The 15,345-nt window shown below is 64.8% G+C and carries 12 protein-coding genes; 10 read left to right on the forward strand and 2 right to left on the reverse strand.

Annotated features, from left to right (window positions below; all coding sequences use genetic code 11):
* The first annotated feature begins 118 nt into the window (after positions 1-118).
* From aceE to lpdA, 3 genes are all read left to right on the forward strand, one after another.
* Positions 119-2,815, forward strand: coding sequence for a pyruvate dehydrogenase (acetyl-transferring), homodimeric type (gene aceE, locus ABIC51_RS03715; RefSeq protein ID WP_059688897.1), 2,697 nt, complete (start codon positions 119-121; stop codon positions 2,813-2,815).
* A 68-nt stretch (positions 2,816-2,883) separates the two neighbouring features.
* Entirely contained in the window at positions 2,884-4,527 is a 1,644-nt protein-coding gene (gene aceF, locus ABIC51_RS03720) for a dihydrolipoyllysine-residue acetyltransferase (RefSeq protein ID WP_060311935.1), read from the forward strand.
* 286 nt (positions 4,528-4,813) lie between these two features.
* Positions 4,814-6,574 (forward strand): dihydrolipoyl dehydrogenase, encoded by a 1,761-nt coding sequence (gene lpdA / locus ABIC51_RS03725; RefSeq protein ID WP_146252888.1) that lies wholly within the window; start codon positions 4,814-4,816, stop codon positions 6,572-6,574.
* 198 nt (positions 6,575-6,772) lie between these two features.
* Here lpdA and ABIC51_RS03730 read toward each other — a convergent pair whose 3' ends face one another.
* Positions 6,773-7,339, reverse strand: coding sequence for a phasin family protein (locus ABIC51_RS03730; RefSeq protein WP_006481973.1), 567 nt, complete (start codon positions 7,337-7,339; stop codon positions 6,773-6,775).
* A 652-nt stretch (positions 7,340-7,991) separates the two neighbouring features.
* Here ABIC51_RS03730 and pbpG point away from each other — a divergent pair.
* The gene (gene pbpG, locus ABIC51_RS03735; protein WP_059688894.1) at positions 7,992-9,161 is read left to right on the forward strand and encodes a D-alanyl-D-alanine endopeptidase; all 1,170 of its coding nucleotides are present in this window, start codon (positions 7,992-7,994) and stop codon (positions 9,159-9,161) included.
* A gap of 94 nt (positions 9,162-9,255) precedes the next feature.
* On the opposite strand, the gene ABIC51_RS03740 is transcribed toward pbpG, so the two are convergent.
* Positions 9,256-10,065 carry an IclR family transcriptional regulator gene (locus ABIC51_RS03740; RefSeq protein ID WP_027786965.1) on the reverse strand — a complete coding sequence of 270 codons (810 nt, stop codon included), beginning with the start codon at positions 10,063-10,065 and terminating at the stop codon, positions 9,256-9,258.
* Between the two features lie 183 nt (positions 10,066-10,248).
* On the opposite strand from ABIC51_RS03740, the gene ABIC51_RS03745 reads away from it, so the two are divergent.
* From ABIC51_RS03745 to ABIC51_RS03770, 6 genes are all read left to right on the forward strand, one after another.
* On the forward strand, positions 10,249-10,971 hold the full coding sequence (locus ABIC51_RS03745; protein WP_021157667.1) for a (Fe-S)-binding protein: 723 nt from the start codon (positions 10,249-10,251) through the stop codon (positions 10,969-10,971).
* 34 nt (positions 10,972-11,005) lie between these two features.
* The gene (locus ABIC51_RS03750) at positions 11,006-12,415 is read left to right on the forward strand and encodes a lactate utilization protein B (RefSeq protein ID WP_060197099.1); all 1,410 of its coding nucleotides are present in this window, start codon (positions 11,006-11,008) and stop codon (positions 12,413-12,415) included.
* Positions 12,416-12,544: 129 nt separating this feature from the next.
* Positions 12,545-12,772 (forward strand): hypothetical protein, encoded by a 228-nt coding sequence (locus ABIC51_RS03755; RefSeq protein WP_060169975.1) that lies wholly within the window; start codon positions 12,545-12,547, stop codon positions 12,770-12,772.
* 101 nt (positions 12,773-12,873) lie between these two features.
* Positions 12,874-13,356 carry a low molecular weight protein-tyrosine-phosphatase gene (locus ABIC51_RS03760; RefSeq protein WP_175898729.1) on the forward strand — a complete coding sequence of 161 codons (483 nt, stop codon included), beginning with the start codon at positions 12,874-12,876 and terminating at the stop codon, positions 13,354-13,356.
* 114 nt (positions 13,357-13,470) lie between these two features.
* A complete protein-coding gene (gene iscR / locus ABIC51_RS03765) occupies positions 13,471-14,010 on the forward strand; it encodes a Fe-S cluster assembly transcriptional regulator IscR (RefSeq protein ID WP_009691731.1) in 540 nt (179 codons plus the stop codon).
* A gap of 65 nt (positions 14,011-14,075) precedes the next feature.
* On the forward strand, positions 14,076-15,299 hold the full coding sequence (locus tag ABIC51_RS03770) for an IscS subfamily cysteine desulfurase (protein ID WP_021157672.1): 1,224 nt from the start codon (positions 14,076-14,078) through the stop codon (positions 15,297-15,299).
* Positions 15,300-15,345 lie beyond the last annotated feature (46 nt).

Below are 15,345 nucleotides of genomic sequence, written 5' to 3' on the forward strand. Positions count from 1 at the left end.
ATTTTGTTGCGCAGGCCCGCGCACGCTCATTACAATCCGCTGGAGCTTGCCCGCAGCCGGTCGCGTCGCGTCGTCTGCACGAGAGCGATCCTCACATTCCAGGACCCAGGAGACGAGAATGTCCGCTGTACCGAACGAAGTGATGAAATATGTCGCCGCCGAACGTGACGACGACCCGCAAGAAACCGTCGAGTGGCTGGAGTCGCTCGATGGCGTGATCTCCTCCGTGGGCACCGGCCGCGCGCATTACCTGATCGAAAAGCAGATCGAGTTCGCCCGCATGCACGGCGAACACCTGCCGTTCTCCGCCAATACCCCGTACATCAACACGATCCCGGTCGAAGCCCAGGCGAAGATCCCTGGCGACCAGGACATCGAGCACCGCATCCGTTCGTACACGCGCTGGAACGCGCTGGCGATGGTGCTGCGTGCAGGCAAGGACACGAACGTCGGCGGCCACATCGCGTCGTTCGCGTCGGCCGCGACGCTCTATGACGTCGGCTACAACCACTTCTGGCACGCAGCGTCCGAGCAGCACGGCGGCGATCTCGTGTTCGTGCAGGGCCACTCGTCGCCGGGCGTCTACTCGCGCGCATTCCTGCTCGGCCGCCTGAAGGAAGAGCAGCTCGACAACTTCCGCCAGGAAGTCGACGGCAACGGCATTTCGTCGTACCCGCACCCGTGGCTGATGCCGGACTTCTGGCAGTTCCCGACCGTGTCGATGGGCCTCGGCCCGATCATGGCGATCTACCAGGCACGTTTCATGAAGTACCTGGAAGCGCGCGGCATCGCGAAGACGGAAGGCCGCAAGGTATGGGCATTCCTCGGCGACGGCGAGACGGACGAGCCGGAATCGCTCGGCGCGATCGGGATGGCGAGCCGCGAAAAGCTCGACAACCTCGTGTTCGTGATCAACTGCAACCTGCAGCGTCTCGACGGCCCGGTGCGCGGCAACGGCAAGATCATCCAGGAACTGGAATCGGAATTCCGCGGTGCCGGCTGGAACGTGATCAAGGTCATCTGGGGCAGCCGCTGGGATGCGCTGTTCGCACGCGACAAGACGGGCGCGCTGATGCGCCGCATGATGGAAGTCGTCGACGGCGAGTACCAGACGTACAAGTCGGAGTCGGGCGCGTTCGTGCGCGAGCACTTCTTCAACACGCCTGAACTGAAGGCGCTCGTCGCCGACTGGTCCGATGACGACATCTGGGCGCTGAACCGCGGCGGCCACGATCCGCACAAGATCTACGCGGCTTTCCACGAAGCCACGAACACGAAGGGTGCGCCGACCGTCATTCTCGCGAAGACCATCAAGGGCTACGGGATGGGCGAATCGGGCCAGGCGATGAACATCACGCACCAGCAGAAGAAGCTGCCGGTCGAGCAACTGAAGAAGTTCCGTGACCAGTTCCGCCTGCCGATCACCGACGAGCAGATCGCCGACGTGCCGTACCTGAAGTTCGAGGAAGGCTCGAAGGAACTCGAATACATGCGCAAGCAGCGCATGGATCTCGGCGGCTACCTGCCGCATCGCCGCGAGAAGGCGACGTCGCTGCCGGTGCCGGCGCTCGACGCGTTCGAACCGCTGCTGAAGGGCACGGGCGAGGGCCGCGAGATCTCGACGACGATGGCGTTCGTGCGGATCCTGAACATCCTGCTGAAGGACAAGGCGCTCGGCAAGCGCGTCGTGCCGATCGTCCCGGACGAATCGCGTACGTTCGGCATGGAAGGCCTGTTCCGCCAGATCGGTATCTGGAACCAGCAGGGCCAGAAGTACGTGCCGGAAGATTCCGACCAGCTGATGTTCTACAAGGAATCGGAGACCGGCCAGATCCTGCAGGAAGGCATCAACGAAGCGGGCGGCATGTGCGACTGGATCGCGGCGGCGACGTCGTATTCGACGCACGGCGAGATCATGGTGCCGTTCTACATCTTCTACTCGATGTTCGGCTTCCAGCGGATCGGCGACCTGGCATGGGCCGCGGGCGACATGCGTTCGCGCGGCTTCCTGCTCGGCGGTACCGCGGGCCGCACGACGCTGAACGGCGAAGGCCTGCAGCACGAAGACGGCCACTCGCTGCTGTGGGCGGCATCGGTGCCGAACTGCGTGAGCTACGACCCGACCTTCGGCTACGAACTCGCGGTGATCGTCCAGGACGGCCTGCGCCGCATGGTGCAGGACCAGGAGGACGTGTACTACTACATCACGGTGATGAACGAGAACTACGAGCACCCGGCGATTCCGCAGGGCGAGCACGTGGCGGCCGACATCATCAAGGGCATGTACGCGTTCAAGAAGGCCGACGCCGACAAGAAGGCGCCGCGCGTTCAACTGCTCGGCGCGGGCACGATCTTCAACGAAGTGATCGCTGCCGCCGACCTGCTGAAGAACGACTGGGGCGTCGCCGCCGACCTGTGGAGCGTGCCGAGCTTCACCGAGCTGGCGCGTGAAGGCCACCAGGTCGAGCGCTGGAACCTGCTCCATCCGACCGAGGAGCGTCGCCTGTCGCACGTGCAGAAGTGCCTGAAGGACACGCAGGGCCCGGTCATCGCGTCGACCGACTACGTCCGCGCGCTGGTCGACCAGATCCGCGGCCAGATCGATCGCCGCTTCGTCGTGCTGGGCACCGACGGTTTCGGCCGCTCGGATACCCGCGAGAAGCTGCGTCACTTCTTCGAAGTCGACCGTCACTGGGTCACCGTCGCCGCGCTCAACGCGCTGGCCGACGAGGGCACGATCGAGCGCAAGGTGGTCGCGGACGCGATCGCCAAGTACAACCTCGATCCGTCGAAGCCCAACCCGATGACCGTTTAACGCACACGCCGTGTGATGCCGCGCGCCGCTTCCGCGAGAAGCGCGCGCGGCCATGGAGACAGAAACAGATGAGTCAAGCGATCGAAGTGAAGGTGCCGGATATCGGCGATTACAAGGACGTGCCGGTGATCGAGATCGGCGTGAAGGTCGGCGACACGGTCGAGCCGGAGCAGTCGCTCGTCACGCTCGAGTCGGACAAGGCGACGATGGACGTGCCGAGCCCGGTAGGCGGCGTCGTGAAAGAAATCAAGGTCAAGGTGGGCGATTCCGTGTCGGAAGGCTCGCTGATCATCCTGCTCGAAGGCGGCGCCGCGGCGCAGGCCAACGGCGCGGCCGCGCCGGCCGCAGCACCGGCTCCGGCGGCAGCGCCTGCGCCGGCCGCAGCGGCACCGGCTGCCGCACCGGCAGCCGCCGGCGGCACGCTCGAAGTGAAGGTACCCGACATCGGCGACTACAAGGACGTGCCGGTGATCGAGATCGGCGTGAAGGTCGGCGACACGGTCGAGAAGGAACAGTCGCTCGTCACGCTCGAGTCGGACAAGGCGACGATGGACGTGCCGAGCCCGGCAGCGGGCGTCGTGAAGGAAATCAAGGTCAAGGTGGGCGATTCGGTGTCGGAAGGCACGCTGATCGTGCTGCTCGAAGCCGCAGGTGCAGCGGCTGCCGCACCGCAGGCGAGCGCACCGGCGCCCGCCGCTGCAGCGCCGGCGCCGGCACCCGCCGCCGCACCCGTGAAGGCCGCACCGGCCGCTGCCGCACCGGCTCCGGCCGCGGCACCGTCGGGCGAATACCGCGCCAGCCACGCATCGCCGTCGGTGCGCAAGTTCGCACGCGAACTCGGCGTCGAAGTCGCGCGCGTGCAGGGCTCGGGTCCGAAGGGCCGCATCACGAAGGAAGACGTCACGGGCTTCGTGAAGGGCGTGATGACCGGCCAGCGCGCGGCACCGGGCGCGGCAGCCGCGCCGGCAGGCGGCGGCGAGCTGAACCTGCTGCCGTGGCCGAAGGTCGACTTCTCGAAGTTCGGCCCGTTCGAGGCGAAGCCGCTGTCGCGCATCAAGAAGATCTCGGGCGCGAACCTGCATCGCAACTGGGTGATGATCCCGCACGTCACGAACAACGACGAAGCGGACATCACCGAGCTCGAAGCGCTGCGCGTGCAGCTGAACAAGGAGCACGAAAAGGCGGGCGTGAAGTTCACGATGCTCGCGTTCGTGATCAAGGCGGTCGTCGCCGCGCTGAAGAAATTCCCGACCTTCAACGCGAGCCTCGACGGCGACAACCTGGTGTTCAAGCAGTACTACCACATCGGTTTTGCCGCGGACACGCCGAACGGCCTCGTCGTGCCGGTGATCCGCGATGCGGACAAGAAGGGGCTCGTCGATATCGCGAAGGAAATGGCCGAGCTGTCGAAGGCCGCACGCGACGGCAAGCTGAAGCCGGACCAGATGCAGGGCGGTTGCTTCTCGATCTCGTCGCTCGGCGGGATCGGTGGCACCAACTTCACGCCGATCATCAATGCGCCGGAAGTCGCGATCCTCGGGTTGTCGCGCGGCCAGATGAAGCCGGTGTGGGACGGCAAGCAGTTCGTGCCGCGTCTGACGCTGCCGCTGTCGCTGTCGTATGACCATCGCGTGATCGATGGCGCGGAAGCCGCGCGGTTCAATGCGTATCTCGGCGCGTTGCTCGCGGATTTCCGTCGCATCATTCTTTGATGAGCGGGGAGTGTGCTCGCGGGGGCGTGGGTTTTATGTCGGTCATCCACGTTTCGTCGTTGAACCTGTCTTGCTAACGGTCTATTAGCGTCGCCCCTGCGCGGGGCGGCGGTCACTTTTCTTTGTCTTCCAAAGAAAAGTAACCAAAAGAAAGGCGCGTCCTTGGGCGGACGGCAAAGGTGGTCCTGCCCAGCGTCACGTTCTCTTGTCAGGCCGTAGTCGCAGTAGTGGGTTCTTCCGCGGGTTTCTCCCTCTCTGTCTGCAGCTAATCAAGAAGGGGACAGTAATGAGTCTCATCGAAGTCAAGGTTCCGGATATCGGCGATTTCAGCGGCGTCGATGTCATCGAAGTCAACGTGAAGCCGGGCGACGTGATCGAAAAAGAGCAAACGCTCATCACGCTCGAATCGGACAAAGCCTCCATGGAAGTGCCCAGCGACGTCGCCGGCACCGTCAAGGAAGTCAAGGTCAAGGCCGGCGAGAAAGTCTCGCAAGGCACCGTCATCGCCATCGTCGAAGCATCGGCAGGCGCCGCCGCTCCCGCGAAAGCACCCGAAACGGCCAAGCCCGCAGCGGCTGCTCCGGCACCGGCCGCCCCGGCATCCGCGCCGCAAGCCGGCAGCTACGCAGGCGCCGTCGACATCGAGTGCGACATGCTCGTGCTCGGCGCCGGCCCCGGCGGCTACTCGGCCGCGTTCCGCGCAGCCGACCTCGGCATGAAGACCGTGCTCGTCGAACGCTACTCGACGCTCGGCGGCGTGTGCCTGAACGTCGGCTGCATCCCGTCGAAGGCGCTGCTGCATACGTCGCTCGTCGTCGAGGAAGCCGCGGCGCTCGCGTCGCACGGCATCACGTTCGGCAAGCCGGAAGTCGATCTCGACAAGCTGCGCGACTTCAAGGGCGGCGTCGTCAAGAAACTGACGACGGGCCTCGCCGGCATGGCCAAGGCGCGCAAGGTCGAAGTGGTCACGGGCGTCGGCGCATTCGTCGATCCGTTCCACATGGAAGTGCAGGGCGAAAACGGCAAGAAGGTCGTCAGGTTCAAGCAGGCGATCATCGCGGCGGGCTCGCAGGCCGTGAAGCTGCCGTTCATGCCGGAAGACCCGCGCGTCGTCGATTCGACCGGCGCGCTCGAACTGCGTCAGCTGCCGAAGCGCATGCTCGTGATCGGCGGCGGCATCATCGGCCTCGAAATGGCGACGGTGTACTCGACGCTCGGCGCCGAGATCGACGTCGTCGAAATGATGGACGGCCTGATGATGGGCGCGGACCGCGATCTCGTGAAGGTCTGGGAAAAGTACAACGCGAAGCGCTTCGGCAACGTGATGCTGAAGACCAAGACGGTCGGCGCGGAAGCGAAGGAAGACGGCATCTACGTGAAGTTCGAGGGCGAGAAGGCGCCGGCGGAAGCGCAGCGCTACGACCTCGTACTCGTCGCGGTGGGCCGCAGCCCGAACGGCAAGAAGATCGGCGCCGACAAGGCAGGCGTCGCCGTCACGGACCGCGGCTTCATCGACGTCGACAAGCAGATGCGCACGAACGTCCCGCACATCTTCGCGATCGGCGACATCGTCGGCCAGCCGATGCTCGCGCACAAGGCAGTGCACGAAGGCCACGTCGCAGCGGAAGCCGCGCACGGCGAGAAGGCGTACTTCGACGCACTGCAGATCCCGTCGGTGGCGTACACCGATCCGGAAGTGGCGTGGGCCGGCAAGACGGAAGACCAGTGCAAGGCCGAAGGCATCAAGTACGGCAAGGCCGTGTTCCCGTGGGCCGCATCGGGCCGCGCGATCGCGAACGGCCGCGACGAAGGCTTCACGAAGCTGATCTTCGACGAGGAAACCCACCGGGTGATCGGCGGCGCGATCGTCGGCCTGAACGCAGGCGACCTGATCAGCGAAGTGTGCCTCGCCGTCGAGATGGGCGCGGACGCGGAAGACATCGGCAAGACGATCCATCCGCACCCGACGCTCGGCGAATCGGTCGGCATGGCCGCCGAACTGTACGAAGGCGTCTGTACGGACCTGCCGCCGCAGCGCAAGAAGTAACGCGACCGGGGCCGGCATGTTGCCGGCCACAAAAAACGCCGCCTCCCGGGCGATCCGGGCGGCGGCGTTTTCTTTTGCGGGCGGCCGATGCTCAAACGACCGTTCGAGCACGGCCGGCGGCTTGGCGATTCCGGCGTGGTGCGGCGCCAGAAACGAAAAAGCCGCGCTGTGCGCGGCTCTTTCAGGAGCAGGGGACGCTTACGCGGCCGGCTTGCTCGAACGACGTGCGGCAGCGGCGGTAGCAGCCTTCGTTGCGACGGCAGCAGCAGCGTTGAAGTTCGTTTCAGCGATTTCGACGGCTTGCTTCGTGGCCTTCTGAACCGTTTCGTACGTGGTGTTCGCAGCGTTCAGTGCCGACTTCAGTGCGGCGACAGCCGTTTCCGAACCGGCCGGGGCGTTCTTCGCGACGTTGTCGACGAGTGCCTGGACCTTCTTGTTCTGCTCTTCGAATTGCGCTTCTGCAACCTTCGCGAACTCGGCTTGCGTCGACGATGCGATTTCGTACAGGTGACGGCCGTACGACAGCACCTTTTCCGCGACCGGCTGCGACAGGCTGGCTTGCAGGGCGATCAGTTCCTGTGCGTCCTTCACCGACAGCAGGCGCTGTGCGTTTTCCTGGCCTTCGGCCAGCGTCGACTTCACGACCTGCAGGTTGAGTTCGATCAGCTTCTCGACGCCTTCGAACGCCTTGGTCGTCAGACCGAACAGGCTTTCGAGGTTGGCTTTCTGTGCAGCGGCGATTTGCTCGGGGGTCAGCAAGGACATGTCCAGCTCCTGAAAAGCGATCGCGTCGATCGCAGGGTAAAGGGCACTACGACGGGGAACCTCGGATGCGCGTGCTTTGTGCAACGCAGCAATGAGGCCTATTTTAGGGCAGAGAAAACGGATGTCAAGTGTTTTTTGTGCGTTGCACAATCGCGACAAATTATCGATAAAACAACAAGTTATCGTGCCCGTTCGGAATCGGTTTCACGCGCGTCTCCCAGATGGTGCGCACGGACGCGGGGCGCACGCGGCGCACCATGATCATGCACAGGTAAACCTGACAGGGTCATGGAACGTTATCCTTCTGTTCCTGTCGAAAACGCGCCGTTTCGATGCGCGTACCGTGGCGACGTGCCGCCGCCACGGCCGAGACCGGCTCCCAGGCACCCCGAGCGCCGGATACGTAGTTTCCCCGCTTTAAATCGCCTCCGAAGTGACGTTATCTCAATTAACCGTGTGTAATCGGGAGACGGGTACTGTCGGGCAGCGCATCCCATGAATTTTTTCGATGGGAGCGGGAGGGTTCATTGGTCAGAGGTTGGCCAACCCTTACATTCCGGTTTAACGACGATCGGTAAGTGCCTAATATTGCTCTTTTTTTCAGCTTTAACTACACTTGCGGAAACCTCCCGCCCGCTTTGTCCAGACCCCAATGAAAGCCGAATCGTTTTCACCGCGCAGATTGTTGCAGAGCATGACGCTCGGCACGGCTGTGTCGGTCGCTGTCGCCTTGCTGGCGACCACCGCGTCCGTCACGCCCGCTGACGCCTTTGCCGCCACTGCGAAGACCCAACAAGCCGCCAAGAAAAAGGCTGTCGCTCCTGCTTCGTCCGCGAAGAAGAAGTCGGCCAAGGCTACCTCCGACAAATCCGCCAAGGTCGCCGCGGCCGATGCGCCGCGCGCAAAGGCGTCGCGCAAGCGCGTGACGCTCGCGGCGAACAGCGTGCGTGCCGGCCATCACGGCGCGGTTCGCAAGGTCGCGTTCCAGCCGCGTCGGCAGAGCGTCGGCCAGGCGTTCGGCCTGCACGACACGCCGGACGCGCTCGCGCTGCGTTCGAGCGTCGCGTACGTCGTCGACCAGAATTCCGGCGAGCCGCTGTTCGACAAGAATTCGCACGCCGTCGTGCCGATCGCGTCGATCTCGAAGCTGATGACGGCGATGGTCGTGCTCGACTCGAAGGCGCCGATGGCCGACCAGATCGAAGTCACCGACGAAGATCGCGACTACGAGAAGGGCACGGGTTCGCGCCTGTCGGTCGGCTCGGTGCTGTCGCGTGAAGACATGCTGCACATCGCGCTGATGGCGTCGGAAAACCGCGCGGCCGCCGCGCTGTCGCGTTATTACCCGGGCGGTCGTCCGGCGTTCATCGCCGCGATGAACGCGAAGGCGAAGTCGCTCGGCATGGCCGATACCCATTTCGAGAATTCGACCGGCCTGTCGAGCTCGAACGTGTCGAGCGCGCGCGATCTGGTGAAGATGGTCAATGCGGCGTACCAGTACCCGATGATCCGTCAGTTCTCGACCGATCGCAGCTACGAGGTGTACACGGGCAAGCGCAATCTCGCCTACAACAGCACAAACGCGCTGATCCGCGGCAACGGCTCGTGGGACATCGGTCTGCAGAAGACGGGCTTCATCAACGAAGCGGGCGAATGTCTCGTGATGCAGGCGACGATCCACGGCCGGCCGATGGTGATGGTGCTGCTCGATTCGTTCGGCAAGTATTCGCGCTTCGCCGACGCGGCGCGCCTGCGCAACTGGCTCGACGCCGGCGGCGGCGAGCGCCTGACGGCGGCCAACACGCCGAACGGCGGGACCTGATCGCACGGCGGCGTGGCGGTTCGCCGCCGCGCCGATGGTCGAAAAAAAGCCCCGCAATCGCGGGGCTTTTTTACTGCGGGAGCGCGGGAGCGGCTTACGCCTGCCGCTGCAGCCCGTCCGCATCCTTCGTGGGCGCCGGCCGGTAGCCGAGCGATTCCGAAATGGTGAGGGCAGTACGGCTCAACTGGCCGAGCCAGGCATCCTGGAGACGATCGGCCGGTGCCGACAGCGACAGGCCCGCGACGAGCTTGCCCGAATCGTCGTAGATGCCGGCCGCGATACAGCGCACGCCGAGCTCCAGTTCCTCGTTGTCGCGTGCGCACGATTGCTGGCGGACGATCGTCAGCTCGCGCTCGAGCTTCGCGATGTCGGTGATGCTGTTCTGCGTATGGCCGGACAGCCCCGTGCGCGTTGCATAGGCACGCACGCGCGACGTTTCGTCGGCTGCAAGGAACAGCTTGCCGACCGACGTAAGGTGCAGCGGCGCGCGGCCACCGATCGCACGGACGACCTGCATCCCCGAGCGCTCCGAATACGCGCGCTCGATGTAGACGATCTCGTCGCCCTGGCGCACCGACAGGTTCACGGTCTGCCCGGTGAGGCGGTGCAGCTCGCGCATCGGCATCAGCGCCGCGTCGCGCACCGACAGGCGTGCCTTCACGAGGTTGCCGAGCTCCAGCAGCCGCATGCCGAGGCGATACGTGCCGGGATCGGAGCGGTCGACGAGGCGGCAGGTCACCATGTCGTTGAGGATGCGGTGCGCCGTAGACGGGTGCAGCTCCGTGCGCTGCGCAAGTTCCTTCAGGCTCACGGGGTCACTGTGCGCGGCGAGCGCGTCCAGCAACCGCATCATGCGTTCGATCACCTGGATCGACGTTTTGGAATCCGGGGTGGGTTGGCTCATGTCGGGGGAGAAATCGGTTGACGCGGCAAGCGGTGTTGCAACGATTGTATCTCGTATCGTGAAAAAAGCGAACGCCGTTCGAGGAAGTCCTCGTTTCGCGCAGTGCGGGCTTGCGCGCGAGCCGGCGTTGGTCTCGCCGGCCAAACGGCGGATAATGAGAGCCGTTTTCTCGAAGGAGCGCGTATGCGAGTCGGTTTGTTCGTGACCTGCCTGGTCGATCTGATGCGTCCGGAAATCGGTTTTTCGGCGCTCAAGCTGATTCGCGACGCCGGCTACGAGGTGATCGTGCCGCCCGCGCAGACTTGCTGCGGCCAGCCGGCCTACAACTCGGGCGACCGCGCGCTCGCCCGCGATCTCGCGGAAAAGACGCTGCGCGAGTTCGAGCAGTTCGATTACGTCGTCGCGCCGTCGGGTTCATGCGGCGGGATGATCCGCGCGCACTACGGCGACCTGTTCCGCGACGACCCCGAGCTGATGGGGCGCTACACGCGGTTCCAGCAGAAGGTCTACGAACTGACCGATTTCCTGGCGAATGTCGCGAAGGTCTCGCTCGCGCCGGGTGAATTCACGGGACCCGTCACCTATCACGATTCGTGCTCGGGCCTGCGCGAGCTCGGCGTGAAGGCACAGCCGCGTGCGCTGCTCGCGCAGCGCGGCATTGCGGTCACCGAGATGAAGGACTGCGAGCACTGCTGCGGCTTCGGCGGCACGTTTGCGGTGAAGTACGGCGACATCTCGGCGGCCATCGCGGACGAGAAGTGCGCGAACGTGCGCGCGTCGGGCGCGGGCGCCGTCGTGCTCGGCGATCTCGGCTGCATGCTGAACATCGAAGGGCGGTTGCGCCGCACCGGCGACCGCGACACGCGCGTGCTGCACGTCGCGCAGGTGCTGGCGGGCGACGTCTGACGCCCGGTTCCGCTCACTTTTCCCCGATACCGCGATGCAAGTCCAATCGATGCATTTCAAGGCGCGCGCCGGCCAGAAGCTGGCCGACCAGCGCTTGCAGCAGAACCTGAAGAAGCTGTCGACGAAGTTCGTGTCCGCGCGTGCCGACGCGATGACCGCGATCGACTTCCCGGCCACGCGGGCGGCGCTGAAGGCGCGCCGCAACCGCGCGCTGGAGAACCTCGACGTGTGGCTCGAGGCCTTCGAGCAGGAGGCGACGCGGCGCGGCACGACCGTGCTGTTCGCTGAGACGACGGCGGACGCCGCGCGGCTCGTGGCCGACATTGCGCGCCGTCACGACGTGAAGAAGGTCATCAAGACCAAGTCGATGGTGTCGGAGGAAATGCGCCTGAACGCGGTGCTCGCGGAAATGGGCGTGCAATCGATCGAGACGGACCTCGGCGAATACATCCTGCAGATCAACGACAACGAGCCGCCGAGCCACATCATCGCGCCCGTCGTTCACAAGGACAAGGACGAGATCGCCGACCTGTTCGCGCGCACGCACCACCGCGAGCGGCTCACCGAGATTCCGGACATGACGCGCGAGGCGCGCGAGGTGCTGCGCCCGCATTTCATGTCGGCCGACATGGGCGTGACCGGCGGCAACTTCGTGATCGCCGAGACCGGTTCGGTCGCGATCGTGACGAACGAAGGGAACGAGGGGATGTGCACGGTGATGCCGCGGGTGCATGTGGCCGTGACGGGCATCGAGAAGGTGCTGCCGACCCTCGAGGATCTTGCGACCGCGATGCGCCTGCTGCCGCGTTCCGCGACGGGGCAGAAGACGTCGAACTATTTCTCGCTGCTGACCGGGCCGCGCGGGCCGGGTGACGAGGACGGCCCCGAGCACAACTACGTGGTGCTCGTCGACGGCGGCCGCACGGGGCTGATCGGCGGCGAGTTCCAGGAGATGCTGCGTTGCATCCGCTGCGGCGCATGCATGAACCATTGCCCGGTTTACCAGAAGGTCGGCGGCCATGCGTACGGCTGGGTCTACCCGGGGCCGATGGGTTCCGTGCTGACGCCGAGTTACGTCGGGCTCGATCGCGCGCTGGATCTGCCGCAGGCCGCGACGCTTTGCGGAGAATGCGACAGCGTCTGCCCGGCCGGGATTCCGCTGTCGCATCTGTTGCGCACGCTGCGCGAAAAACAGGTCGAGCGGCACCTGCGGCCGTGGCGCGAGCGGGCGGCGCTCACCGCATGGGGTTTCGTCGCGCGGCGGCCGATGCTGTACGCGCTGACGACAAAGCTCGCGGTGCGCATCCTCGAGCGGCTGGGCGCCGGCGGCACGCTGCGGCGCCTGCCGATGATGGGCGGCTGGATGGACACGCGCGACATGCCGACCCCGACCGGGCGCACGTTCCGCGAACTGTACGCGGCGTCGCAAAGCCACCTCGGCTGACGACTGTTCATCCGGCGACAACAGAGCGTTCGCTATTTGGATATTTATCTCGATAGATGCGATCTATAGAATCTCGTCTGTAGTCCCCGGAATTGGGTTTCGGGGTACGAGGTCAAGGAGGTCCGCATCATGAAAAAGACAATATCGATGTACTGGCCGCTGGCAATCGTCGTTCCGCTGGCCGCGGCTGCCTATCTGCATGCGATGGCCGATGCGCCGTCGCGTGGCCCGCTCGCAGTTCACCAGGCATCCGCAGAATTGGCGCGTGCGGTGTCGTTCGGGCTGGTCGACGACGCGGCGAAGCCGTTGCCGGCGGCATCCGGCGACGTCGCACTCGTCGTGCCGAAGGCGCTGTAATGCACGGCGCCGTCGCTTTGCCCGGCGGCGCGATTCCGGTCGCCTTTGTATAATGGCGTGTTCTTCTCCCGCGCGGTTCGCCGCGGCTTTCCGATAGTGCGATGACCCGCGTTTCGATCTGTTTCGTCTGTCTCGGCAACATCTGCCGTTCGCCCACCGCGGAAGGCGTGATGCGTCACCAGGTCGATGCGGCCGCGCTGGCGGACCGGATCGCGATCGATTCGGCCGGCACCGGCGACTGGCATGTCGGCGAGCCGCCCGATACGCGTGCGCAGGCGGCCGCTCGCGGCCGCGGCTACGACCTGTCGGCGCTGCGCGCACGACAGGTGAGCGCGGCGGATTTCGAGCGCTTCGACCTGCTGCTCGCGATGGATGAGGCGAATCTCGCGGAGCTGCGCCGCCGCTGTCCGCCGCAGCATCTCGACAAGGTGCGCCTGCTGATGGAATTTGCGCCGGATTCGACTGAAACCGAAGTGGCCGATCCGTATTTTGGCGGCGCGCAGGGCTTCGAGCAGGTGCTCGACCAGGTCGAGCGCGCGTGCGCGGGCCTGCTCGAGACGCTTCGGGCCCGCACGGAGCGCTGATCGCACGGTATTCAGCGGTCTACGAATACCCTTTCAAAGACATGGATACTTGACTAAAAACGTCAAATATTTATACTTGACCAAAATCGTCAAGATTGCAGTCCCCTAGACACCATGAGACTCACCACCAAAGGCCGTTTCGCCGTCACGGCGATGATTGACTTGGCACTGCGCCAGGAGCAGGGCCCGGTGACGCTTGCAGGCATCAGCCAGCGCCAGCGGATTTCGCTCTCGTATCTCGAACAGCTGTTCGGGAAGCTGCGCAGGCATGAAATCGTCGAATCCGTGCGCGGCCCGGGCGGCGGCTACAACCTCGCGCGTCGCGCGCAGGACGTCACCGTTGCCGACATCATCATCGCGGTCGATGAACCGCTCGACGCCACGCAGTGCGGCGGCAAAGGCACGTGCGACGGCTCGAAGCAGCCCGACGGCCATTGCATGACGCACGAGCTGTGGTCGACGCTGAACCAGAAGATGGTCGAATACCTCGACTCCGTGTCGCTGCAGGATCTCGTCGATCAGCAGCGCGCACGCGAAGGCGCCCCTGCGGTGTTGCGCGATCGCCGCACGCCGGAGCCCGTCGCCGCACCGGCCGAGCCGGTGCGCACGATGCCGCTCGGTCCCAATTCGGTGTTCAACATCGCGAGTTCGTGAGCGCGAAGGCGCCCGCCATACCCCATAACGCACATAGTCCCTGCACAGAATTCCCGGAGCGACAGATGACCCAAGAGACTCTCCACCTGCCCATCTACATGGATTACAGCGCGACGACACCGGTCGACCCGCGTGTGGTCGACAAGATGGTGCCGTACCTGCGCGAGCAGTTCGGCAACCCGGCATCGCGCAGCCACGCGTACGGCTGGGATGCCGAGCGTGCGGTCGAGGAAGCGCGCGAACAGGTGGCCGCGCTCGTGAACGCGGATCCGCGCGAGATCATCTGGACGTCCGGCGCAACGGAGTCGGACAACCTCGCGATCAAGGGTGCCGCGAACTTCTACAAGGGCAAGGGCAAGCACATCGTCACGGTGAAGACCGAGCACAAGGCCGTGCTCGACACGTGCCGCGAGCTCGAGCGCGACGGCTTCGAAGTCACCTACCTCGACGTCAAGGATGACGGCCTGATCGACCTCGACGTGTTCAAGGCCGCGCTGCGTCCGGACACGATCCTCGTGTCGGTGATGCACGTGAACAACGAGATCGGCGTAATCCAGGACATCGAGACGATCGGTGAAATCTGCCGCGAGAAGGGCATCGTGTTCCACGTCGACGCCGCACAGTCGACGGGCAAGGTCGGGATCGATCTCGCGAAGCTGAAGGTAGACCTGATGTCGTTCTCGGCACACAAGACGTACGGCCCGAAGGGCATCGGCGCGCTGTACGTGCGCCGCAAGCCGCGTGTGCGCATCGAAGCGCAGATGCACGGCGGCGGCCACGAGCGCGGGATGCGTTCGGGCACGCTGCCGACGCACCAGATCGTCGGCATGGGCGAAGCGTTCCGCATCGCACGTGAAGAAATGGCGACGGAAAACGAGCGCGTCCGCATGCTGCGGGACAAGCTGCTGCGCGGCCTGTCGCAGATCGAGGAAACGTACGTAAACGGCGACATGGAACGCCGTGTCCCGCACAACCTCAACATCAGTTTCAACTTCGTCGAAGGCGAGTCGCTGATCATGGCGATCAAGGACGTCGCGGTGTCGTCGGGCTCCGCGTGCACGTCGGCGTCGCTGGAGCCGTCGTACGTGCTGCGTGCGCTCGGCCGCAACGACGAGCTGGCGCATAGCTCGATCCGCTTCACGGTCGGCCGCTTCACGACGGAGCAGGAAGTCGACTTCGTGATCAACCTGCTGAACAGCAAGATCGCGAAGCTGCGCGAACTGTCGCCGCTCTGGGAAATGCACCAGGAAGGCATCGATCTGTCGACGATCGAATGGGCCGCACACTGAGCGCCGGATTGAACATACCCGCGGGCGGATTCGCGCACGCAGACGT

This window comes from Burkholderia sp. 572 (assembly GCF_040545135.1).
In the GTDB taxonomy this organism is placed as follows: domain Bacteria; phylum Pseudomonadota; class Gammaproteobacteria; order Burkholderiales; family Burkholderiaceae; genus Burkholderia; species Burkholderia cepacia.

What these genes read in the sequence shown, in the direction of transcription:
- aceE (WP_059688897.1), top strand. Translation starts at nt 119, where the DNA reads ATGTCCGCTGTACCGAACGAAGTGATGAAATATGTCGCCGCCGAACGT.
- aceF (WP_060311935.1), top strand. Translation starts at nt 2,884, where the DNA reads ATGAGTCAAGCGATCGAAGTGAAGGTGCCGGATATCGGCGATTACAAG.
- lpdA (WP_146252888.1), top strand. Translation starts at nt 4,814, where the DNA reads ATGAGTCTCATCGAAGTCAAGGTTCCGGATATCGGCGATTTCAGCGGC.
- ABIC51_RS03730 (WP_006481973.1), bottom strand. Translation starts at nt 7,339, where the DNA reads ATGTCCTTGCTGACCCCCGAGCAAATCGCCGCTGCACAGAAAGCCAAC.
- pbpG (WP_059688894.1), top strand. Translation starts at nt 7,992, where the DNA reads ATGAAAGCCGAATCGTTTTCACCGCGCAGATTGTTGCAGAGCATGACG.
- ABIC51_RS03740 (WP_027786965.1), bottom strand. Translation starts at nt 10,065, where the DNA reads ATGAGCCAACCCACCCCGGATTCCAAAACGTCGATCCAGGTGATCGAA.
- ABIC51_RS03745 (WP_021157667.1), top strand. Translation starts at nt 10,249, where the DNA reads ATGCGAGTCGGTTTGTTCGTGACCTGCCTGGTCGATCTGATGCGTCCG.
- ABIC51_RS03750 (WP_060197099.1), top strand. Translation starts at nt 11,006, where the DNA reads ATGCAAGTCCAATCGATGCATTTCAAGGCGCGCGCCGGCCAGAAGCTG.
- ABIC51_RS03755 (WP_060169975.1), top strand. Translation starts at nt 12,545, where the DNA reads ATGAAAAAGACAATATCGATGTACTGGCCGCTGGCAATCGTCGTTCCG.
- ABIC51_RS03760 (WP_175898729.1), top strand. Translation starts at nt 12,874, where the DNA reads ATGACCCGCGTTTCGATCTGTTTCGTCTGTCTCGGCAACATCTGCCGT.
- iscR (WP_009691731.1), top strand. Translation starts at nt 13,471, where the DNA reads ATGAGACTCACCACCAAAGGCCGTTTCGCCGTCACGGCGATGATTGAC.
- ABIC51_RS03770 (WP_021157672.1), top strand. Translation starts at nt 14,076, where the DNA reads ATGACCCAAGAGACTCTCCACCTGCCCATCTACATGGATTACAGCGCG.